20 protein-coding genes are annotated in these 22,283 nt (G+C 56.9%); 13 read left to right on the top strand and 7 right to left on the bottom strand.

Going from position 1 to position 22,283, the window contains the following annotated elements:
* Nucleotides 1–2 precede the first annotated feature (2 nt).
* The 9 genes from QMG15_RS12185 to gshB all read left to right on the top strand — a co-directional run bounded on the left by QMG15_RS12185 (nt 3) and on the right by gshB (nt 10,956).
* Entirely contained in the window at nt 3–629 is a 627-nt protein-coding gene (locus QMG15_RS12185; protein ID WP_108401989.1) for a MotA/TolQ/ExbB proton channel family protein, read from the top strand.
* Nucleotides 629–1,081, top strand: a complete 453-nt coding sequence (locus QMG15_RS12180; RefSeq protein ID WP_281788808.1) for a biopolymer transporter ExbD — start codon at nt 629–631, stop codon at nt 1,079–1,081. The genes QMG15_RS12185 and QMG15_RS12180 overlap by 1 nt, the downstream gene beginning before the upstream one ends.
* A 95-nt stretch (nt 1,082–1,176) precedes the next feature.
* Nucleotides 1,177–3,864 carry a leucine--tRNA ligase gene (gene leuS / locus QMG15_RS12175; RefSeq protein WP_281788806.1) on the top strand — a complete coding sequence of 896 codons (2,688 nt, stop codon included), beginning with the start codon at nt 1,177–1,179 and terminating at the stop codon, nt 3,862–3,864.
* Between the two features lie 8 nt (nt 3,865–3,872).
* The gene (lptE, locus tag QMG15_RS12170) at nt 3,873–4,379 is read left to right on the top strand and encodes an LPS assembly lipoprotein LptE (protein ID WP_108401986.1); all 507 of its coding nucleotides are present in this window, start codon (nt 3,873–3,875) and stop codon (nt 4,377–4,379) included.
* 2 nt (nt 4,380–4,381) lie between these two features.
* The gene (gene holA, locus QMG15_RS12165) at nt 4,382–5,452 is read left to right on the top strand and encodes a DNA polymerase III subunit delta (RefSeq protein WP_281788805.1); all 1,071 of its coding nucleotides are present in this window, start codon (nt 4,382–4,384) and stop codon (nt 5,450–5,452) included.
* Between the two features lie 15 nt (nt 5,453–5,467).
* The gene (locus QMG15_RS12160) at nt 5,468–6,748 is read left to right on the top strand and encodes a glutamate-5-semialdehyde dehydrogenase (RefSeq protein WP_281788804.1); all 1,281 of its coding nucleotides are present in this window, start codon (nt 5,468–5,470) and stop codon (nt 6,746–6,748) included.
* Nucleotides 6,749–6,829: 81 nt separating this feature from the next.
* Nucleotides 6,830–8,125: a glutamate--cysteine ligase gene (gene gshA / locus QMG15_RS12155; protein WP_108360416.1), complete on the top strand. Its 1,296-nt coding sequence runs from the start codon at nt 6,830–6,832 to the stop codon at nt 8,123–8,125.
* Between the two features lie 5 nt (nt 8,126–8,130).
* Nucleotides 8,131–10,005 (top strand): potassium transporter Kup, encoded by a 1,875-nt coding sequence (locus tag QMG15_RS12150; RefSeq protein WP_281788803.1) that lies wholly within the window; start codon nt 8,131–8,133, stop codon nt 10,003–10,005.
* A 3-nt stretch (nt 10,006–10,008) separates the two neighbouring features.
* Complete coding sequence (gene gshB, locus QMG15_RS12145; RefSeq protein WP_281788802.1) at nt 10,009–10,956, top strand: glutathione synthase; 948 nt, start codon at nt 10,009–10,011, stop codon at nt 10,954–10,956.
* Here the strand turns inward: gshB and QMG15_RS12140 are convergent.
* The 3 genes from QMG15_RS12140 to QMG15_RS12130 are packed head-to-tail and all read right to left on the bottom strand — an operon-like array spanning nt 10,953 to nt 13,425.
* On the bottom strand, nt 10,953–11,729 hold the full coding sequence (locus QMG15_RS12140) for a class II glutamine amidotransferase (RefSeq protein ID WP_108360422.1): 777 nt from the start codon (nt 11,727–11,729) through the stop codon (nt 10,953–10,955). The two genes, gshB and QMG15_RS12140, sit on opposite strands and share 4 nt — an antisense overlap.
* 15 nt (nt 11,730–11,744) lie before the next feature.
* Nucleotides 11,745–13,208, bottom strand: a complete 1,464-nt coding sequence (locus QMG15_RS12135; RefSeq protein ID WP_281788801.1) for an MFS transporter — start codon at nt 13,206–13,208, stop codon at nt 11,745–11,747.
* Nucleotides 13,201–13,425, bottom strand: a complete 225-nt coding sequence (locus QMG15_RS12130; RefSeq protein ID WP_281788800.1) for a cysteine-rich CWC family protein — start codon at nt 13,423–13,425, stop codon at nt 13,201–13,203. The genes QMG15_RS12135 and QMG15_RS12130 overlap by 8 nt, the downstream gene beginning before the upstream one ends.
* Before the next feature lie 46 nt (nt 13,426–13,471).
* On the opposite strand from QMG15_RS12130, the gene QMG15_RS12125 reads away from it, so the two are divergent.
* Nucleotides 13,472–14,674, top strand: coding sequence for an FAD-binding domain-containing protein (locus QMG15_RS12125; RefSeq protein ID WP_281788799.1), 1,203 nt, complete (start codon nt 13,472–13,474; stop codon nt 14,672–14,674).
* Nucleotides 14,675–14,691: 17 nt separating this feature from the next.
* Here QMG15_RS12125 and QMG15_RS12120 read toward each other — a convergent pair whose 3' ends face one another.
* The 3 genes from QMG15_RS12120 to QMG15_RS12110 form a co-directional block, all read right to left on the bottom strand.
* Entirely contained in the window at nt 14,692–15,087 is a 396-nt protein-coding gene (locus QMG15_RS12120; protein ID WP_281788798.1) for a hypothetical protein, read from the bottom strand.
* Between the two features lie 102 nt (nt 15,088–15,189).
* Nucleotides 15,190–17,409: a malate synthase G gene (locus tag QMG15_RS12115; protein WP_281788797.1), complete on the bottom strand. Its 2,220-nt coding sequence runs from the start codon at nt 17,407–17,409 to the stop codon at nt 15,190–15,192.
* Nucleotides 17,410–17,540: 131 nt separating this feature from the next.
* Complete coding sequence (locus QMG15_RS12110; protein ID WP_281788796.1) at nt 17,541–18,569, bottom strand: SLAC1 anion channel family protein; 1,029 nt, start codon at nt 18,567–18,569, stop codon at nt 17,541–17,543.
* Nucleotides 18,570–18,620: 51 nt separating this feature from the next.
* Here QMG15_RS12110 and QMG15_RS12105 point away from each other — a divergent pair, with 51 nt between their 5' ends.
* From QMG15_RS12105 to QMG15_RS12095, 3 genes are read left to right on the top strand one after another with little or no spacing between them, the layout of a single operon-like run.
* Complete coding sequence (locus QMG15_RS12105; RefSeq protein WP_281788795.1) at nt 18,621–19,562, top strand: LysR family transcriptional regulator; 942 nt, start codon at nt 18,621–18,623, stop codon at nt 19,560–19,562.
* Nucleotides 19,559–20,389, top strand: coding sequence for a ChbG/HpnK family deacetylase (locus QMG15_RS12100; RefSeq protein ID WP_281788794.1), 831 nt, complete (start codon nt 19,559–19,561; stop codon nt 20,387–20,389). Before QMG15_RS12105 ends, QMG15_RS12100 begins: the two co-directional genes overlap by 4 nt.
* A gap of 7 nt (nt 20,390–20,396) precedes the next feature.
* Nucleotides 20,397–21,986, top strand: a complete 1,590-nt coding sequence (locus QMG15_RS12095; protein ID WP_281788793.1) for a glycosyltransferase family 39 protein — start codon at nt 20,397–20,399, stop codon at nt 21,984–21,986.
* On the opposite strand, the gene QMG15_RS12090 is transcribed toward QMG15_RS12095, so the two are convergent.
* Complete coding sequence (locus tag QMG15_RS12090; protein ID WP_281788792.1) at nt 21,909–22,280, bottom strand: GtrA family protein; 372 nt, start codon at nt 22,278–22,280, stop codon at nt 21,909–21,911. The two genes, QMG15_RS12095 and QMG15_RS12090, sit on opposite strands and share 78 nt — an antisense overlap.
* Nucleotides 22,281–22,283: the final 3 nt, after the last annotated feature.

Raw genomic sequence — 22,283 nt, 5'->3', positions numbered from 1 at the left:
TTATGGACTTCTTCGCTGCTGCTTTGCAAGGTGACGCGCTCAGCGCCACCTTGGCCTTGGCAATGCTTGCCATGTCGGTGGCCAGCTGGACCGTTATTTTTTACAAAGCCTGGTTGCTGCACCGCGTGAGTGCGGACGTTGTCAATGGCAAAGCTGCCTTTTGGCAAGCGCGCGATGTGCAGCAAGGCATCCAAGCTTTGACGGCTGTAGAGCGCACGGCGGTGCTGTTGCCACTGGCGCAAGCCAACCAACAACTCATGCCCGGCACGTTGGGTGCGCAAGGCGATGTGTCGGCTCAGCGCACGCGCGTGTTGCGCGATGCCTTACACGGCGTGTTGCACCGTTTGCAGTCGGGTCAAGTGTTGCTGGCCACCGTCGGTTCTACCGCGCCGTTTGTGGGTTTGCTGGGTACGGTGTGGGGTATTTATCACGCGCTGACCGGCATTGCCACGGCAGGTCAGCTCACCATCGAGCGCGTGGCCGGTCCCGTGGGCGAGGCGTTGGTCATGACGGCTGCTGGTTTGGCGGTGGCCTTGCCCGCCGTGTTGGCCTTTAACGTGATGGGCCGCGTGATTAACCGCTTGGAGCAAGAGCTGGAAGGCTTTGCCCACGACCTGCGAGAGCTCTGATGGCCTTTGGACGTTTTGAGCGCACGCCGGGCCAAACGCCCATGAGCGACATCAACGTCACCCCGTTGGTCGATGTGATGATGGTGTTGTTGGTCATCTTCATCATCACCGCACCCTTGATGGTCAGCGCTTTGAAGCTTGATTTACCCAAAACCGACGGGGCTCAGGCCAGCAGCGCACCACCGCGCTTTGTCAAACTGAGCATTGACAACAAAGGTGCTATTTTTTTAGATGACAAACGCATTACTTTGGATGAGCTCAAGCGCAGTTTGAATGCCGAAGCCTCCAAAGCCTTAGCCGTAGACCATGGCGAACTGCCCGAAGTGCAGCTGCGCGCCGATGAACGTGTGCCTTATGGCCGGGTGGTCGAAGTCATGGGGCTGGCTCAGCAAGCGGGCATGAACCGTATTGGCTTTGTGACAGAGCGCAAACAGCCGCCAACGGCCCCCTGATTCCCCCTCAACCAAGGCCTAAAATCAAGGCATATGCAGCCTTTGCTTTTAAAGGCGTTGCTCCCCGATGATTTCGGGGTTCTCTGACTGATTCCATGCAAGACAAATACAACCACACCGAGGTCGAACGCGCCGTTCAGGCCGCTTGGACCCAAGCCGACGCCTACCGCGTGACCGAAGACGCGTCCAAGAAAAAGTTTTACGCCTGTTCCATGCTGCCTTACCCCAGCGGCAAGCTGCACATGGGCCACGTGCGCAACTACACCATCAACGACATGCTCACGCGCAACCTGCGCATGAAGGGCTACAACGTGTTGATGCCCATGGGCTGGGACGCATTTGGTTTGCCTGCTGAAAACGCCGCGCTCAAAAACGGCGTGCCACCCGCCAAGTGGACTTACGAAAATATCGCCTACATGAAGAAGCAAATGCAGGCGATGGGCTTGGCCATTGACTGGTCACGCGAGGTGGCCACCTGCGATGCGACCTACTACAAGTGGAACCAATGGCTGTTCTTGAAGATGCTTGAAAAAGGCATCGCCTACCGCAAGACCCAAGTGGTGAACTGGGACCCAGTGGATCAAACCGTGTTGGCCAACGAGCAAGTGATTGACGGCAAAGGCTGGCGCACAGGCGCGCCTGTTGAGAAGCGTGAAATCCCAGGCTACTACCTCGACATCACCCGCTACGCACAAGAGCTGTTGGACCATGTGCAAATCGGCAACGAGAAGGCCACGCTGAACGGCTGGCCCGACAAAGTGCGCTTGATGCAAGAGAACTGGATTGGCAAGAGCGAAGGTGTGCGTTTTGCGTTCACGCACGACATTGCGGGTGCAGATGGCTCGCTCATCGGCGACGGCAAGATGTATGTGTTCACCACACGCGCCGACACCATCATGGGTGTCACTTTCTGCGCAGTAGCGGCCGAGCATCCGCTGGCGCTGCACGCGGCGGCCAGCAACCCCGCAATGGCTGCTTTCCTCGAAGAATGCAAGAGTGGTGGCACGACCGAAGCCGAGTTGGCCACGCAAGAGAAAAAGGGCATGCCCACGGGCTTGTTCGTCACGCACCCATTGACTGGTGCAAAGGTCGAAGTGTGGGTGGGCAACTACGTGCTCATGTCTTACGGCGATGGCGCCGTCATGGGCGTGCCTGCGCATGACGAGCGTGACTTTGCGTTTGCTTTGAAATACGACTTGCCCATCCAACAAGTGGTGTCGGTCAAAGACCAAGCGTTCAATGACCAAGAGTGGCAAGAGTGGTACGGCGATAAACAGAGCTGTGTGTGCATCAACTCTGGTGAACTCGATGGCTTGAACCAAAAAGCGGCCGTCAACAAAGTGGCCGAGCTGCTCGCCGCCAAAGGCCTCGGCGAGAAAAAAACCACCTGGCGCTTGCGCGACTGGGGCATCAGCCGCCAGCGCTACTGGGGCACGCCGATCCCGATCATCCATTGCGACGAGCACGGTGCCGTGCCCGTGCCCGAAAAAGATTTGCCCGTGGTGCTGCCGCAAGACTGCATCCCCGATGGCTCTGGCAACCCATTGCACAAGCACGAAGGTTTCCACGCGGGTGTGACTTGCCCCGTGTGTGGCAAACCCGCGCGCCGCGAGACCGACACCATGGACACGTTTGTGGATTCGTCGTGGTACTTCATGCGCTATTGCGATCCAACCAACACCGACGCGATGGTGGCCGAGGGCGCGCAGTACTGGGCGCCGATGGACCAATACATTGGCGGCATTGAGCACGCAATTTTGCATTTGCTCTACGCACGTTTCTGGACCAAGGTCATGCGCGACATGGGGCTGGTCAAAGTGGATGAGCCCTTCACCAAGTTGCTCACGCAAGGCATGGTGCTCAACCACATTTACTCACGCCGCACCGCCAAAGGTGGCAAAGATTACTTTTGGCCCCACGATGTGGAGCATGTGCTGGACGACGCAGGCAAAGTGGTGGGCGCCAAGCTCAAAAATGCGGCTGACAGCAGCGACGGCAAATTGCCCGTGGGCACCGCCATCGACTACGAAGGCGTGGGCACCATGTCCAAGTCCAAGAACAACGGCGTGGACCCGCAAGATTTGATCGAGCGTTACGGCGCCGACACCGCGCGTCTGTACACCATGTTCACCGCGCCGCCCGAAGCCACGCTGGAGTGGAACGATGCTGCGGTGGAAGGCAGCTACCGTTTCTTGCGTCGCGTGTGGAACTTCGCGTTCAAACACGAGGCCACGCTCAAGGCCGCCACCGCTGGCAACTTGAGCGCCGCCAAGCCGCGCAAAGAAGCTGCCGATCTGCGTCGCGAAATGCATGTGGTGCTCAAACAGGTCAGCTACGACTACGACCGCATGCAATACAACACCGTGGTGTCGGGCTGCATGAAGCTGCTCAACGCTTTGGAAGATTTCAAGGCCGATGGCAGCGAGGGCGACAACGCCGTGCTGTGCGAAGGCATGTCTGTGTTGCTGCGCATGCTCTACCCCGCCTGCCCGCACATCAGTGCGAACTTGTGGGCCGAGTTGGGCTACGCCGCCAAGTCGGGCGATTTGTTAGACACCGCTTGGCCTGAGGTGGACGAGAGTGCCTTGCAACGTGACGAGTTGGAGCTGATGCTGCAAATCAACGGCAAGCTGCGTGGCTCGGTCACCGTCAGCGCCACGGCCACCAAAGAGCAAATCGAGCAAGCGGCGTTGGCCACCGAAGCCTTCATCAAGCAAGCCAATGGTGCTGCGCCCAAGAAGGTCATCGTTGTGCCTGGCCGCTTGGTCAACATCGTCGTTTAAAGGTTGATATGCACACCACACGTCGCGCATGGTTGATGTCCACCGCCCTCATGACAGGGCTGGCGGGGTGTGGTTTTGAGCTGCGTAAGCCGCCCAGCTATGCATTCAACACGCTGTTCAGCAGCATTCCCATCGTGTCACCGTTTGGCGTGAAGCTCAAGCGCAGTTTGGAGTCTTCAGGTCAGGTTGAGGTCATCGGCGATCCGCGTCAAATTGAGCGCGCACAAGTCATTTTTGATCAGTTGTTTGAGTTGCGTGAAAAGGTGGTGGTGGGCCGCACATCGACCGGTGCCATTCGTGAATTTCAGTTGCGTTTGCGTTACCGTTTTCGCCTGCGCTCACGCAACGGCATTGAGCTGATTCCCGACACGGAAATTATGCTGACCCGCGACATCAACTTCAACGAAACTGGCGCGCTGTCCAAAGAGTCGGAAGAAGCCTTGTTGTACCGCGACATGGAAAATGATTTGGTCTTGCAAATTCAACGCCGCTTGGCAGCTGTGCGTCAAATTTAAATATGCAAGTCGCCAGCGCTCAATTTGCCAATCACCTGCAAACGCAGGCGAGCAAAGGCTTGCGCAGCCTCTACACCTTTCATGGGGATGAGCCTCTGTTGCAGCAAGAAGCGCTAGATGCTTTGCGCAATACTGCACGCGAACAGGGCTACACCGAGCGCAACGTGTACACCGTGGCTGGTGCGCATTTTGATTGGGGCGAAGTGTTGGCGGCAGGCGGTTCCATGAGCTTGTTTGCCGATAAGCAACTCATTGAAATTCGCATTCCTTCGGGCAAGCCCGGCAAAGAAGGCAGCACAGCTTTGCAGCAAATTGCTGAGTTGGCTGTGGGCAATGACAGCACGTTGACCGTGGTGCTGTTGCCGCGCTTAGACAAAGCGACCAAAAGTTCGGCTTGGTTCAGTGCCTTAGAAAACAACGGCATCAGCGTGCAGATTGATCCGATTGAACGCCACGCTTTGCCCACGTGGATTGCGCAACGTTTGGGTGCGCAGCAGCAACGCGTCGCCGCTGGCGAAGCGGGTCAACACACCTTGCAATTTTTTGCTGAACGTGTGGAAGGCAACTTGCTGGCAGCGCACCAAGAAATTCAAAAGCTTGGCCTTCTGTACCCCGCAGGCGAGTTGAGCTTTGAGCAAGTCGAACGCGCGGTGATGAACGTGGCGCGTTATGACGTGTTCAAACTCTCAGAAGCTGTACTCAGCGGTCAGCCGCTGCGCGTGCAACGCATGCTCGATGGCTTGAAGGCGGAAGGTGAAGCGGAGGTGTTGGTGCACTACACGCTGGCCGAAGAAATCCGTGCCTTGAAGCGTGTCAAAGACGCCGTGGCATCGGGCAAGGCCTTGCCCATGGCCCTGCGCGAACAGCGCATTTGGGGCCCGCGCGAGCGTTTGTTTGAACGCGTGCTGCCACGCTTGAGCGTGGGCATGCTCGAAAAATTGTTGCAGTCAGCACACCAAGTTGACGGCATTGTCAAAGGCTTGAAAACACCAGAATGGCCTGCCGACAACTGGCAAGCCCTGCACCGTTTGGCCATGCGTTTGTGCCGTGCTTGTATGCCGCGCAACGCTTAATTAGGAAAACACACCATGACGACTCTCAACGTTGCCGACCACATGCACGCGCTGGGCGCTCAAGCCAAAGTCGCTTCAGCGCACATGGCCAAAGCCTCTGCCGCGGTCAAAAACACCGCGCTGCGCAAGCTGGCCGCTTTGCTGCGTGACAACATCGCCGCGCTGCAAATTGACAACGCCAAAGACATCGCCCGCGCCATCGCCGCAGGCTTGGATGCGCCCATGGTGGACCGCTTGAAGCTCACGCCCAAAGTGTTGGAAACCTGCGCGCAAGGTTGCGAACAACTCGCGGCCATGCCAGAGGTGATTGGTGAAATCACGGGTTTGAAAGAGCAACCTAGCGGCATTCGCGTGGGCCAAATGCGCGTGCCTTTGGGTGTGTTCGGCATGATTTTCGAAAGCCGTCCCAACGTGACGATTGAAGCCGCGTCGTTGTCCATCAAGAGCGGCAACGCCTGCATCTTGCGCGGCGGCTCGGAAGCGATTGAGTCCAACAAAGCCTTGGCCAAGTTGGTGCAGCAAGCATTGAGCGAAAGTGGTTTGCCCATTGACGCCGTGCAGATGGTGCAGACCACCGACCGCGAAGCGGTAGGCCATTTGATTGCCATGCCTGAGTTTGTGGATGTCATCATTCCGCGCGGCGGCAAAGGCTTGATCGAGCGCATCAGCCGCGACGCCAAAGTGCCCGTCATCAAACACTTGGACGGTAATTGCCACACCTATGTGGACGACCCTTGCGACATCGCCATGGCTGTGACCGTGGCCGACAACGCCAAGACCCAAAAGTACAGCCCTTGCAACGCCAGCGAAAGCTTGCTGGTTGCACGTGGCGTGGCCGCCGAGTTTTTGCCCAAGATTGGCGCCATCTTTGCTGCCAAAGGTGTGGAGATGCGCTGTTCTCCAGAAGCCAAAACCATCCTCACACAAGTCAAAGGTGCAAACCTCAAAGACGCAACCGAGCAAGATTGGTTTGAAGAATATTTGGGCCCCATCATCAGCATCAAGGTGGTGGAGGGCTTGGACGAAGCCATTGCCCACATCAACCACTATTCGAGCCACCACACAGAGTCCATCCTCACGCGTGACCACATGCACGCCCAGCGCTTCTTGCGCGAGGTGGACTCGTCCAGTGTGATGGTGAACGCCAGCACCCGATTTGCAGATGGTTTTGAATACGGTTTGGGTGCTGAAATAGGCATTTCTACCGATAAATTTCATGCCCGTGGACCTGTGGGCATCGAAGGTCTGACCTCATTGAAATACGTGGTGTTGGGTCAAGGCGAAATTCGCACCTAGCCGATGGCGCGACACTTCTTCGTTTGAAACGCGTCTTGTCATCCCAACGTCCTAGAATTACTTTCCACATACAAGGACACCATGGTTCCTCATCTCATCACCGCCCTCAACGGCCCCATCAACGAGCTTGAACAACGCATCCTCGATTCCATGCCTGCCATCGAGCGTTGGTTTCGTTTGGAATGGATGGAGCACACGCCGCCGTTCTACAGCTCGGTCGATATTCGCAATGCGGGTTTCAAGCTCGCCCCCGTAGACACCAACCTCTACCCAGGCGGCTGGAACAACCTCACGCCTGAAATGCTGCCGCTTGCCGTGCAAGCCGCGATGGCCGCGATTGAGAAGATTTGCCCTGAAGCGCGCAACCTGCTGTTGATTCCCGAGAACCACACGCGCAACACCTTCTATTTGTCGAACGTGGCGCAGCTGCAGCGCATCTTCCACATGGCGGGTTTGAATGTGCGCATTGGCTCGATTAACCCCGAGATCAAAGAAAACACCACCATCGATTTGCCCAACGGTGACAGCGTCACGTTGGAGCCGGTGATTCGTGGCAAACGCCGCTTGGGGCTCAAAGACTTTGACCCTTGCACGATTTTGCTCAACAACGATTTGAGCGCAGGCATTCCTGGCATCTTGGAAGACCTGCACGAGCAACACCTGTTGCCCCCGCTGCATGCAGGCTGGAGCGTGCGCCGCAAGAGCAAACACTTTGAGTGTTACGAAGAGGTCGCCAAGCGCTTTGGCAAACTCTTGGGCATCGACCCTTGGCTGATCAACCCCATGTTCAACCAATGCGGCGAAGTCAACTTTGCCGAAGGCACGGGCATGGAGTGTTTGAAGACCAATGTGGATGCCTTGCTCACCAAGATCAAGCGCAAATACAAAGAGTACGGCATCAACGAAAAACCATTCGTCATCGTCAAGGCCGACAACGGCACCTACGGCATGGGCATCATGACCGTGCGCGATGTCAAAGACTTGGACGTGGTCAACCGCAAGACGCGCAACAAAATGAGCGTGGTCAAGGACGGCCAAGAAGTCAACCAAGTCATCATCCAAGAAGGCGTGCTCACGCACGAGCGCTTGAACGACGCGGTGGCTGAACCCGTGGTCTACATGATGGACCGCTACGTGGTGGGCGGCTTCTACCGCGTGCATGCCGACCGCGGCGTGGACGAAAACTTGAACGCTCCCGGGGCCAGCTTTGTACCTTTGGCATTTGAGCAAAGTGCGCACACACCGCAGCCTGGCATGAAGCCCGGCGCGAGCACGCCGAACCGTTTTTACATGTATGGCGTCATTGGCCGTTTGGCCATGCTGGCTGCGAGTTATGAACTCGAAGCCACCGATCCCGAAGCAGAAAACTACGACTGAGATTGATGATGGAACAACACGGCAAGTCGTCGCTCGCGGCGCTCACCTTAGGCGCGATTGGCGTCGTTTACGGCGACATTGGCACCAGCGTGCTGTATGCGATGAAAGAAGTGTTTGGTTCAGGACATGTGGAGTTCACGCCTGACAACATTTACGGCATCTTGTCGATCTTCTTTTGGACGCTGACGGTCATCGTGTCCATCAAGTACGTGGCCTTGGTGCTGCGTGCCGATAACCACGGCGAAGGTGGTTTGGTGGCGATGTTGGCTTTGGCGTCGATGGCGGTCAAAGACCGACCGGTGTTGCGCCAACGCATGTTGATCGTGGGTATTTTTGGCACCTGTTTGTTTTATGGTGATGGTGTCATCACGCCTGCTATTTCTGTGCTGTCGGCGGTGGAAGGTTTGGAGGTGGTGTCACCCGCCTTTAAGAAGTATGTGATTCCAATCACGATCGTGATTTTGTTTGGCCTCTTTGCGGTGCAAAAGCGAGGCACCAGTGGCATTGGTAAATTCTTTGGTCCCATCACCGTGGTTTGGTTTGCTGTCATTGCTGCTTTGGGGCTTTATCACATTGCATCGCATCCAGAAATCATGTGGGCGCTGAGCCCGCACTATGCCGTGCAGTTCATCATCAGCGAACCCACCGTCACATTTTTGATTTTGGGTGCTGTGGTGTTGTGCGTCACCGGCGGTGAAGCCTTGTACGCTGACATGGGGCACTTCGGGAAAAAGCCCATTCGCTTGGCTTGGTTCTTTGTCGTCATGCCTGCGCTGACGCTGAACTATTTTGGTCAGGGCGCGCTGCTGTTGAGTGACCCCACCGCTGTGGCTAACCCGTTCTTCAACATGGCACCCGATTGGTTGCTGGTGCCTTTGGTGGGCTTGGCGACAGCGGCCACTGTCATCGCATCGCAAGCCCTGATTTCAGGCGCGTTCAGCGTGACCAAGCAAGTGGTCCAAATGGGCTTCTTGCCGCGTTTGCAAGTGCTGCACACCAGCGTCAAGGACACGGGCCAAATCTATATTCCATTTGTGAATTGGGGTCTGTTTGCCGTCATCGTGTTGGCCGTGATGATGTTCAAGTCATCCAGCAATTTGGCGGCGGCTTATGGCATTGCGGTGTGTACTGACATGCTCATCACCACCGTGCTTACTTTCTTTGTGATTCACTATGGTTGGAAATACCCCTTCTGGTGGTGCTTGGCTGCAACCGGCTTCTTCTTTGTCGTGGACTTGGCCTTCTGGGCTTCCAACCTGTTGAAGTTGTTCGAAGGCGGTTGGTTCCCGCTCTTGATCGCTTCCGTCATCATGATGTTGATGCTCACTTGGCGTGATGGCCGTGGCATTCTTCATGAAAAACGCCAAGAGGATGCTTTGGATTTGACGAGCTTCTTGGAAGCGGTTTTCTTGTCTCCTCCCACGCGCGTGGAAGGCACAGCGGTGTTTTTGACATCTGGCAAAGGCAGCGTCCCCAATGCCATGTTGCATAACCTCAAGCATAACAAAGTGCTGCATCATCAAAACCTGTTTGTGAACGTGCAAAACCATGAGGTGCCTTGGGTTGATGATGCGGAGCGTTTGCAAATCAAAGCCTTGGGACACGATTGCTGGCAAGTCGAAATTCATTACGGCTTCAAAGATGATCCTGATGTGCCAGGCGCGTTGTCGCATTTGAAAGGTTTGGGCTGCGAAGTTAGCCCCATGACCACCAGCTACTTCTTGTCACGCGACAGCATCGTGCCTACGGTGGGCAGTGGCATGCCGGCCTGGCGCGAAAAGCTGTTCGCACAAATGCATCTCAATGCCAGCTCTGCTGCCGACTTCTTGAACTTGCCTAGCAACTCCGTGGTGGAGCTGGGCAGCAAAATCGAAATTTAAAACATGCACATCCTCTTCGTCGCAGACCCGTTGTCGTCTTTCAAAATCTACAAGGACACCACGTTTGCGATGATGCGTGAAGCCCAGCGCCGTGGCCACCAAGTGTTGGCCTGCGAACCGCAAGACATCGTGTGGCAAAGCGACCAAAAAGTCACTGCACGCGTGCAATATGTGCGCTTGACGGGTGATGCTGAGAATTGGTTTGACGTGCAAAGCGTGGACGAGCACTACGCGCTCAACAGCGCTGACGCCATCGTGATGCGCAAAGACCCGCCTTTTGACAGCGAGTACTTTTACGCCACGCACTTGCTAGAGCAAGCCGAGCGCGAAGGTGCCAAGGTGTTCAACAAACCTGCTGCTTTGCGCGACCATCCAGAAAAATTAGCCATTCTGGAATTCGCACAATTCATCAGCCCCACCCTGGTGACGCGCAGCGCCGATGCCATTCGTGCGTTTCATGCGCAGCACCGCGACATCATCTTGAAGCCACTCGATGGCATGGGCGGCATGGGCATCTTCCGCGTGAAGGACGATGGCTTGAACCTCGGTGCCATCACCGAAACCCTCAACCGTGACGGCGCCCAAACGGTCATGGTGCAAAAGTTCATCCCTGCGATTGACAAAGGCGACAAGCGCGTGCTCGTCATCGGCGGCAAGGTCGTGCCCTATTGCTTGGCACGCATCCCGCAGGGCGGTGAAGTGCGCGGCAACTTGGCCGCAGGCGGCAAAGGCGTGGCGCAAGCCATCTCCGCACGTGACCAAGAAATCGCCGAAGCCCTCGGCCCCATCCTCGCCAAGCGCGGTTTGTTGTTGGTGGGCTTGGATGTGATTGGTGATTGCCTCACCGAGGTCAACGTGACCAGCCCCACGTGTTTCCAAGAAATCTTTGACCAAACCGGTTTCGATGTGGCCGCCATGTTCATCGACGCGTTGGAAACTGCGGCCGCTTAAGCGCGCAGCTGTCCGTCCACAAACACCTTCAATTCCCCAGGCGCAAACGGCGTCCACACCTCATTGGTCGTCAAAGGCGCCGTCACCACCACAGCCACACGGTCATCAGGCGATGCGTGTTCCGCAAAGTTGATGCTCATGTCTTGGTCACTGAGCGTGGCCTTTGCAAACGGGTGTTTGCGTTCGATGTAGCAAAGATTAGTCGAGGCATGCGCCCACAGCGCCTGACCGTTGGACAGCAAGAAATTGAACGTACCGTGCTTGGCGATCTGCGGCACCAGTTCTTTGAGCGTCAGTGTCAGTTCGTCAACCGATGGCACGCTGGCGTGTGACTTGGCCATCTCTTGCATCAACCAGCAAAACGCCTGCTCGCTGTCGGTGTGACCGACGGGTTTGAAATTGCCGTGCAAGCGCGGTTCGTAGTTCTCTAGGTTTCCGTTGTGCGCAAACACCCAGTAGCGGCCCCACAGTTCACGCACAAAGGGGTGGCAATTCTCAAGTGCCACCACGCCTTGCGTGGCCTTGCGAATGTGGGAAATGACGTTGCGACTTTTGATCGGGTACTTGCGAATCAACTCGGCCACAGGCGAGGTGCTGGCGGGTAAATGGTCAATGAAATGGCGCAAACCGCGGTCTTGTTCGGAGCCTTCAAAGAACGCAATGCCCCAGCCATCGGCGTGGTGGTCGGTCACGCCAGCGCGTTGCGCGAAACCACTGAAGCTGAAGGTCGCGTCTGTGGGGTTTTTGCAATTCAGTCCGAGCAGTTGGCACATGTGGGTTCAACGCAATCAAGAGGTGTGAGGTGGGCGTGGCGCACGAATTTGCCAGGCAGCCAAAAGGGCCAGCAAGCAGACCGCGGCGAGCATGATGAACACCTCGTCAAAGGCGGTCAAACGTGCGGCGGATGTGGTGGCGTTGGTCAACGAGTCGCCATGCACGCGCAGGCGCCATTCAAGCAAGATGCCGCACAGGCTCACGCCAGCCGCACCACCCAGCATGCGTAAAAAATTAATGGCGCTAGCGCCTTGTGGAATCAAGCTCGCATCCATGCCGCGCATGGCACCGATGTTCAATGAGGGCAAGATAAAGCCCAAACCCACACGACCCAAAATTGCCAACACCACCAGCACCCACAACGCAGTTTGTAAATTCACCACCAACATGAGCGCGAACGACAGCGCCAGCAGCACCAAACCAAAGCTCACCATCAGGTGGGTTGGGTGCGTGCTGGAATAGCGTCCCACGATGGCAATGGTGAAAGCCAACAACAAGCCCGCAGGCAGCAGCAAGGTGCCCACATGGCTCGGCGAGAGCCCTAAGCCCAGTTGTAAATACACCGGCAGTAAATACGTTGAACCAAACATGGCAATGCCGTAAATGAAGGCCACGGTGGTGCCCATGGCAAAGGGGCGATGCGCAAACAAAGCCAAGTTCATCAAAGGCACGCCGCCTTGTTGGGTCTGTCTGCGTTGCCACATCACAAAAGCCACGGCGCTGAAAACCGACACACCAATTAAGGTGAACGAGCTTGCAAAATCACCGCTGTGCAGTTGCACCAGACCATTCAACAAACACAGCGTGCCGGCTGTGGCGAGTGCAAGGCCCGCCATATCCAATGATGGCTTGCCATGGTTGGCGCTGACGCCGCCGGGTGCGGTGGTGGGCACATAGCGAAGCGCCAACCACATGGACGCCAAACAAAAGGGCACCACCATGAAGAACAGGGATCGCCAGCCCATCCAGTCCACCAACAAACCGCCGATGCTGGGGCCAATCGCAGGTGCCAACACCACGCCCATGCCAAAGAAGCTGTTGGCGCGGCCTTGTTCAGAGGTGTCAAACGCACGCAAGATGATGATGGCTGGAATGGGTTGCACCACCCCTGCGGCCAAGCCTTCGGCGACGCGTGCCGCAAGCACGAGGTTGTAGTTGCTGGAGAGGCCACCTGCGATGCCTGCCGTGAGCAAGAGCAACATGCAACCCATGTACGTGGTGCGGTAGCCAAAACGTGCCAGCAACCAGGGCGTGGTCAACATGGACACGGTCATCGCCACCATGAAACCAGAGCTGACCCACTGCGCCAACTCTTGGCCAATGCCAAATTGCACGCTCATATCGGGAATGCCCACATTCATGATGGTGGACGACATGATGGCGGCCATGGAGCCAATCATGACCGTTGTGAGCATGAGCCAGCGGTGGCGTGTGCCGTAGCGGCTTTGCAAATCTGCCAGTGAGCCGCGTTCAGTCATCTTGTGCTTTCGTGGCGCACGTTTGGCAAATGCAGGCTTTGCGCTGTGCCGCAGCGGGTATTTGGGTCAGCACTTCAGGTGAGAAAGACACGTTCACACACCAGCAAGCGGCCACGGGTTGTCCCGTGCGTTTGGCAATTTCCATGGCGCACTGGTTGGGCTGGCCGCACAAGGGGCAAGCGCACGCGTCAATGGTGGCGGGCATTTGGCTAGGCATAGCCCTCAGTGTAGCGAGGCAGACAAGGCACAATTACAAAAAATATATGTACGAATTCCCACCCACGCCAGAAGCCGCACAGCTGCGGCTTGACCACGTCAGCCCCAAAGACTATGCGCACAGCCGCAACGCCTTGGATGGCGCGGTGACGCATTTGTCGCCGTACCTCACCCATGGTTTTTTGAGCGTGCCCGATGTGGCCAGCGCCATGTACCACCAGTACCGCGTAGGTGTACAGCACAAGCTGATTTATGAGTTGGGCTGGCGCGAATATTTCCAACACATGCATCACCATTTAGGTGATGGTATTGCGCAGTCCTTGCACGAAGGTGTCTTGCCAGAGTCCGAGTACAGCACCGAGCTACCCGAGGATGTGCGCCACGCTTGCACCCGCGTGCCTGTGATTGACACCGCCATACGCATGCTCTACACCACGGGTTATTTGCACAACCATGCGCGCCTGTGGGTGGCCAGCTACATCGTGCATTTGCGCAAAGTGCATTGGCGCGTGGCCGCCGATTGGATGTACAGCCATTTGTTGGACGGCGATGTGGCCAGCAACTATCTGGGGTGGCAATGGGTGGCCGCGACGGGAAGCAACAAACCTTATTTGTTCAACGCCGACACCGTCGAAAAATTCGCTCCTGAAATTTGGCACAGCCGCGCCACATCGATTGACGTGAGCTACGAGCTGATGGACATCTTGGCCCGTAGCTCGGCCACTGTGGCGCAAGTGCGTAAAAACGAATTGGCTTGGGATGAGCCAGTGGTGTTCTCCGAACCACCCGCTGATTTAGGGTTTACAAAACCTGTGGCAAGTGATGTGGCGGGCCAACATGTGTGGCTGGTGCATCCGTGGGTGCTGGCTGATTTGCCAAAGGACGTACCTGCGGATGTGGTGTGCGTGGCCGTGGCATTTGCAGAGCACACGCAAGCGCATCCATGGAATGCTTTGCGTTGGCACTTTGTGGGTGAACGCATGACGGCACTCACGCCGCACCGTTGGTTTGGTTCTGCTGACGAGGTGTTGGCCGCATTGGCCCATGCGCAAAGTGTGCAAACCGTGGCGCATTTGTGTTTGCCAGACCTTGCTGCAGGTCATGTGCAATTGCGACCTGCACCACGCCTGTTCCGGCACCTCGACAAGCCGATGGATTCGTTCAGCAAATGGTGGGTGCAGGTGAACAAGAACGTGCGGCACTTGCAGCAGTTGGTGTACCCGCTGCCTGCGCGACCACCCGCGTCTTAAACGCGGCTTGATGCGCCTTATTCGCCAGGCGCCGGCGTGACTTTGGTGATGAAGTATTCGGTCTCGCCAAAACAGGTCGGCAAGCCTTTGTGTTGCTCGTATTCCATCACCACTTTTTGACCAATGTGTTTGTTGATTTGGTCAGCCACCGCATCATCTCGTACGGTGAATGCAAACTTTTCTGGAATGGCAGGGAGGGTGGCTAAAGCCCGAATTTGTTCGCCTTCCCATGTTTTACAGATCCAGCCTTTGTAAGAGAGCTTTTGCACAAAACCCACGCTCTCGCCCTTGGAGTAGGTGAAGTGGTACGAGAACAGCAAGTACACGCCCACAGCAATCAGCACGGTCAACACCAAGCCAATCACGGTGCGCAGAGCAAAGCGTAGGGTGGAGCTAATCAAGGGATGTGTCATGGCAAGGGCTCAATCGAAAATGGAATACGCAATCATAGTTCGCAGTGCCCATGAAAAACGGCTCCCGTAGGAGCCGTTTTCTTTTGCTTCACGCAGCCGTGATTAGGCTTGACCGGCCTTCACTTTGAGGCGCCATGCGTGCAGCAAAGGCTCGGTGTAGCCGCTAGGCTGCTCTTTGCCTTTGAACACCAAGTCGAGGGCGGCTTGGTAAGCAGGTGCTTTGGCAAAGCGGCCCGCCATTTTTTGGTAAGCCTTGTCGCCCGCGTTTTGCTTGTCCACCACGGACGCCATGCGCTTGAAGGTGTCTTTCACTTCAGCCGGTGTGACCACGCCGTGGTGCAACCAGTTGGCGATGTGTTGGCTAGAAATACGCAAGGTGGCGCGGTCTTCCATCAGGCCCACGTTGTGGATGTCTGGCACTTTGGAGCAGCCCACGCCTTGGTCGACCCAACGCACCACATAGCCCAAGATACCTTGCACGTTGTTGTCCAACTCTTGTTGCTTCTCAGCAGGCTTCCAGTTGGGGTTGGCTGTGACAGGCACTTGCAACAAGTCGTTCAAGAGGCTGTCGCGTACTTTGTTGTAGTCGACCTTCTCCAACTCTTTTTGCACCTCGACCACTTTGACTTGGTGGTAGTGCATGGCGTGCAACACAGCCGCGGTGGGGCTTGGCACCCATGCGGTGTTGGCACCTGCTTTGGGGTGACCAATTTTTTGCTTCAGCATCTCGGCCATCAAGTCGGGCATGGCCCACATGCCTTTGCCGATTTGCGCCTTGCCGCGCAAGCCGCATGACAAGCCAGCCAACACGTTGTTCTTCTCGTAGGCTTGAATCCATGCGCTGGTTTTCATATCGCCTTTGCGCAACATGGGGCCTGCTTGCATGGCGGTGTGCATCTCGTCGCCGGTGCGATCCAAGAAGCCGGTGTTGATGAACGCCACGCGGCTGGCCGCTGCGGCGATACAGGCTTTCAAGTTCACGCTGGTGCGGCGCTCTTCGTCCATGATGCCCAGCTTGACGGTGCTGTCTGACAAGCCCAAAACCTTCTCAACGCGACCAAACAACTCGCAAGCAAACGCCACTTCGGTGGGGCCGTGCATTTTGGGTTTGACGATGTAGACAGAGCCTGTGCGTGAGTTGCGGATGCCTTTTTTGCCGTGGCCTTGCAAGTCGTGCAAAGCGATGGTCGTGGTGACCACAGCGTCCAAGATGCCCTCTGGGATTTCGTGCATCGCGCCGTCTTTGCCTTTGTAAAGAATGGCGGGGTTGGTCATCAAGTGGCCCACGTTGCGAAGGAACAGCAATGAGCGGCCGTGCAATTTGACGGGCTGGCCGTCTTTGCCTTTGTATTCGCGGTCGGCGTTCAAACCACGTGTGAACGTTTTGCCACCTTTTTCAACCGTCTCGGTCAAGGTGCCTTTGACGATGCCCAACCAGTTGCTGTAGGCCAGCACTTTGTCGTCAGCGTCCACGACGGCCACAGAGTCTTCCAAGTCGAGGATGGTCGACAAGGCAGCTTCCACCACCAAGTCGCTCACACCGGCTGGGTCTGTCGCGCCGATGGGGGTGTTGCGGTTGATTTGCAAATCAAGGTGCAAGCCGTTGTGCACGAACAGCACCGACGATGGCTCAGACATCTTGCCTTGGAAGCCCACAAACTGAGCGGCCTTGGCCAGCTTGGTGGTCTTGCCGCCTTTGAGGGTGACGACCAATTCGCCGTTCACCACGGCGTAGCCTGTGGAGTCGACATGCGAGCCGCTTTTCAAAGGCACGGTGCGGTCCAGCACGTGACGTGCATAGGCAATGACCTTGGCGCCGCGCTTGGGGTTGTAGCCCGCGGTTTTTTCTGCGCCGCCTTTTTCTGGGATGGCGTCTGTGCCATACAAGGCGTCATACAAAGAGCCCCAACGTGCGTTGGCCGCGTTCAAGGCGTAACGTGCATTGAGCACGGGCACCACCAGTTGTGGGCCAGCTTGCAGGGCCAATTCAGCGTCGACATTTTTGGTGGTGGCTTTGACCTTGTCGGGTTGTGGCACGAGGTAGCCAATTTTTTCCAAGAACTTGCGATAGGCCTTCATGTTTTTGATGGGGCCTGGGTTGGCGCTGTGCCATGTGTCCATCTCGGTTTGCAGGCGGTCACGCTCTGCCAACAGGGCAATGTTTTTCGGCGCCAAGTCTTGCACGATGGCGTCGAAACCCTTCCAGAATTTATCGCTGCTCACGCCGGTGTCGGGCAACACTTTGGTCTCGATGAATTTGTACAAGTTGGTGGCAACTTGCAAGCTGCGCACTTGGGTGCGCTTGGTGGTGTCTTGGCTCATGGTGAGGTCTCTCTGGATAAATCAAAAAGGGGAAATCAGGACGAATCTTATTGGATTGCACTGGGGTGATTGCATCGCCAGCTTTTGGGCTGTCGTGACAAATAGGGTGGTAATCCTTTGTGGCTGTGTTTTTACTTCTCAGGCACCAGCAATTGACCATGGCGCAAGCCACGCCATGTGCTGAGAGTTAAGCTCAAAATTAACAGCGATGTGATCGCCAACAGCAAGGTGGCTGGCATTTGCAACCAAGCACCGCCGGGCGCCTGCGTCATACGCAAAGTGAGTGAGGTGAAGGCAGCCAGCGGAAAGCTCATGCCCCAGTTGGCCATGCTGAAAGGTTGTTCGCGAATGATGTTTACTTGTGTCGACGCCAGTATCAAAAAGAATACACCAATCCCCCACGCCATCCATACCAAAGTTAAAGGCGCATCCAGTTGCAACAAGCTCAAGCCTCCAATGGATGGGGGCACCAGCGTGATGAACCAACTGGGCGCTAGGCGCGCAGGCAGGGGGCCGGCTTGGGCCAAACGAACAAACAACAAGGTTTGCAACACGAGCCACAAAAATACGCCCACGCCAAACTGAGCGGTGGCCCATGCTTCTAAGCCAATGCTCACACCGCCGAGTGGTGCGAGCACATTGCCCACCACGGGAACGAAAAACACAGGGGTGAATGTGCTCCACTGCAAACCACCGTTCTCAGCGTTGTTGAGCCAGCGTTCAACCACCCACACCGTGGCCACAATTTCTAAGATCGAACCCACGCACCACAGAAACGTCATCGCTGTGTCGAGCGTGCGGTCTGTGCCCCAAAACAAATGGATGCCTAAGGTTGCCAACAACATAATAGAAATAGGCAAGGTCGCCATGAAGGCGTGACGCACAGGGTGACGCATATCTGCCGCCACGGCGTTGGGGTGAAACGTCAAACGCACCACGCATGAAATGCACAGCAAGACAAATACAAATAGGGCAAAAAGAGAGCCCACCAGTCCTAAGCCAAGGGCGGTGTCGCCCAACACATCGGTGGCGCGCAACCACGCGAGTGACAAACCACACCAGCCCATGACCATGGCAAACCATGCGGGTGCGAGGTGCTCTAACAGCGCAATCGCGCGGGTGATTCGGCTGGGTTGATGCGTAGGCGCTTGGGTATTCATGCAGCTGATTTTAGGTTGGGAGCCGCTTTCACGCCCGTGGATAATTGATGCATGGACAAACTCAAAGCCTTTGAGTCTTTTGTGTCGGTGGCCTTGAAGGGCAGCTTGACCGCTGCGGCCAAAGCCGAGGGCGTGGCACCCGCCATCATGGGGCGTCGCTTGGACAGCTTAGAAACGCACTTGGGCGTCAAGCTCTTGGTGCGCACCACGCGACGCATCACGCTCACACACGAAGGCACGGCATTCCTCGAAGACTGTCAACGCTTGCTGGCCGATGTGGCCAATGCCGAAGCGAGCGTCAGTGCGGGTGGCCTTAAAGCCAGTGGACACTTGCGTATTACCGCGCCTGCAGGTTTTGGCCGTCGTCATGTGGCTCCGTTGGTGCCCAAGTTTCACAGCATGCACCCCGATGTGACGGTGTCACTCAATCTGAGCGACCGTGTGGTCGACTTGGCCGCCGAAGGTTTTGATTGTGCTGTGCGCGTGGGCGATTTGCCCGACTCATCGTTGGTGAGTGTGCGCATGGCCGACAACCGCCGCTTGTGTGTGGCCACCCCCGAATTTTTAAAACGCTACGGCACCCCCAAAGTGCCGAGTGACTTGATGCGCTTCAAATGCTTGACGCTTTCCAGCGATGCATCACAAACACGCGGCTGGGCGTTCCGTGTGCCTGTGACGGGCAAGCGCATCGACAGCCAAACCCATGAGGTGATTCACCTGCGCCCCAGTGGACCTATGGATTGCTCAGACGGCCAAGTGCTGCATGACTGGTGTTTGGCGGGCCACGGCATTGCATGGCGCAGCACGTGGGAGGTGGAGTCTGAAATCAGCAGTGGGCAATTGGTGCCTGTATTGGAAGAATTCGCCGCACCTCCCAACGGAATTTATGCGGTGTTCTCGCAGCGCAAACACCTGCCCCTGCGCTTGCGCTTGTGGATTGATTTTCTCAAAGACCACTACGGTCATGCGAGTTACTGGAGTTCGGCTGCATGACGTTCGATCACATCAAAGACGTCGTGCTGTGTGCAGACGACTACGCGCTGAATGCACCCGTATCGCAAGGCATCGTTGCTTTGGCTGTGCTCGGTCGCTTGAGCGCCACCAGCGTGATGAGCTTGTCGCCCCGTTGGGCTGAAGATGTGGCGGCCCTGCGTGACATGCGTGAGCGCTTGGACGTGGGGGTGCATTTGGATTGGACCAGCAGCTTTGCGATGGAAGCAGGGCACGGCGACCGCTTGGGTGCGGTCATGCTGCGGGCTGCGCTACGCCTCTACAACCAACAAAGCATTGAAGACGAAATTGAACGACAGCTTGATGCCTTTGAGGCTTTGTGGCAAGCGCCCCCCGATCACATCGATGGCCACCAACACATCCAGCAATTTGCGGTCTTTCGTCATGCCTTGGTCGAGGTGCTGATGCGCCGTTATGGCCATACCGCCCAGCGTCCTTGGCTACGCGTGTCGCAAGTCGCACAACCTGGGCTCAAGGCCAAAGTCATCTCTGCCATGGGGGCAACAGCGTTCGCCAAATGGGCCCAGCACCACGCATGGCCCACGGTGGGGCCGCTGTCGGGTGCCTACGGTTTTGAGGGGGGCATGGACGACTACGCACGCCACATGCAAGGCTGGCTCGCGCACTTACCAGCAGACAAAACCGCCCTCATCATGTGTCACCCAGCTGTGTCGGCACAGGCGGACGATGCGATTGGTCCTGCACGCAAGCGAGAGTTTGCTTATCTCGCTGGACACGATTTTGTGCAGCACATGTTTGACGCCCGCGTGCGTTTGGTGCGCGGCAGCGGCAAACTTATACAAGCTTGAGACCCACATGATTTCTTCTTTCTTTGCATCTCCTCGCTGGCGCACTTGGGGCCTTTGGCTCTTGCCGGTGTTGTTGCTGGTCCTGGCCGCCGAGCGTCCGCTCTCTATCCCCGACGAGGGGCGTTACGCGGAAGTGGGTCGATGGATGTGGATGAGTGGCGACTGGTTGACCCCACGCATTGATGGCATTCCTTTCTTTCACAAACCCCCGCTTTTGTACTGGTTCGAAGCGGCCTCCATGGCCGTGTTTGGCGCAACGCCTTGGGCTGCGCGTTTGGTGGTGGCGCTACATGCGTGTTTGATGCTGGGCCTCATGGTGGCCTGCGCGCGTCATTTCTCCGGGGCCGACGTGGCGCATCGCGCAGGTTGGGTGCTGGGTACCAGCATGACATTTTTGGTCGCCGGTCAATATGTGAACACCGACATGATGGTGGCCACATGGATGGGGGTGGCCATTTGGTGCTTTGCCCGTGCCTTCATGCATCAAGGTGGCTTGCATGCCAACTGGGCGCGCGCAGGTTTTGTGGCGTGCGCTTTGGGCGTGCTGAGTAAGGGCTTGATTGGTTTGTTGTTGCCCGGCCTCGTGCTGTTTGTTTGGATTGCTTACACCTGGCAGTGGCGCAAGATTTTGGCCTTGCCTTGGGTGAGTGGCTTGCTGCTCTTTGCTGCGGTCGCCTTGCCTTGGTTTGTGCTGGCTGCGCGTGAGCACCCCGATATGTTGGCCTACATGTTTGGCAAGCACCAGTTTGGCCGCTACACCGCCACCACGTTCAACAACGCGCGCCCTTGGTGGTTCTACGGCGTGGCTGTGCCGGTGTTGTTGTTTCCTTGGGTTTTCTTTGTAGCCGCTGATGGCGTTCAGCGCGTGCGCCAACGTGTGCGTCAGCAACCCTCCAACGACAACGGTACTTGGGTGGCGTTGTGCTGGATTTGGGTGCTGGCCATTCTTGGTTTTTTCTCTATTCCCAATTCCAAACTCATTGGTTATGCCTTGCCTGTGATGCCGCCCTTGGCAGTCTTGGCGGCTTTGTGGTGGCAGCGCCATTTGGCACCGCGTGCTTGGAGCGCCTGGTTGTTTGGCGCTTTGTCGCTGGTGGGCGTGGCGGTGGCCAGTTTTGCCAATCACTACGCTGGCGTGTTCACGCTAGAGCGCAGCACACGTGGCGTGGCCCAAGCGGTGGTGTGCCAAGTGGCTCCCAGCGATGTGCTGGCGGTGGTGGACGACTACCCTTATGACGTGATGTTCTATGCCCAACGCCAACGCCCGATAGAAGTGATTCAAGACTGGGCGCGCGAGGAACAAGAAGCCGGCGACGATTGGCGCCGCGAGCTCATGGACGGCGTGGACTTCGACAAACCCGCGGGGGCTGTGCTGCAACCGATGTCGCGCTTGGCCGAGCTACGCACCGATGAACACGCATGGGTGTTGGCGCCACGTTGGCGAAAGGCGTTTCGTAGCGAAACCTATGCTGGTTTCACCGAGGTCTACAAAGACGATGCGTGGGTTTTGTATCGCGGCTCAACGAGCGCGGCGAAAAGCCCAGAAGCGGCTGAGCAAAAAAGTCTGCGCGGATGCGAAGACCAGCGCAAAAAATAACGCCAACCAATCGGGCAAATTCAAGCCTCGCAGCAATGCCACAAACATCACCTCGTTCGCGGCAAATCCTGCCAGCGCCGTGGCCGCAAAGCGGCGAAAGCTTTGCCACAGGCTGGTCTGCGCATCGCTGAAGCTTAAAAATCGGTGCCCTGCAAAGCTCACCACAAATGCAATGCAAAAGCCCGCCGCATTCGCGACCTCGGGCCACATGTAGGGCGTGGCCAGCATGAACACAGCCATGTGGACCGCCGCGGCTGTTGCGCCCACCACTAAAAACCAAAAACCGGTACGCATGCT

Source organism: Limnohabitans sp. INBF002 (assembly GCF_027924905.1).
Classification (GTDB): Bacteria; Pseudomonadota; Gammaproteobacteria; order Burkholderiales; family Burkholderiaceae_C; genus Limnohabitans.
The sequence above is the reverse complement of the archived record's forward strand: the minus strand, read 5'-3'. Positions and strand labels throughout refer to the sequence as shown.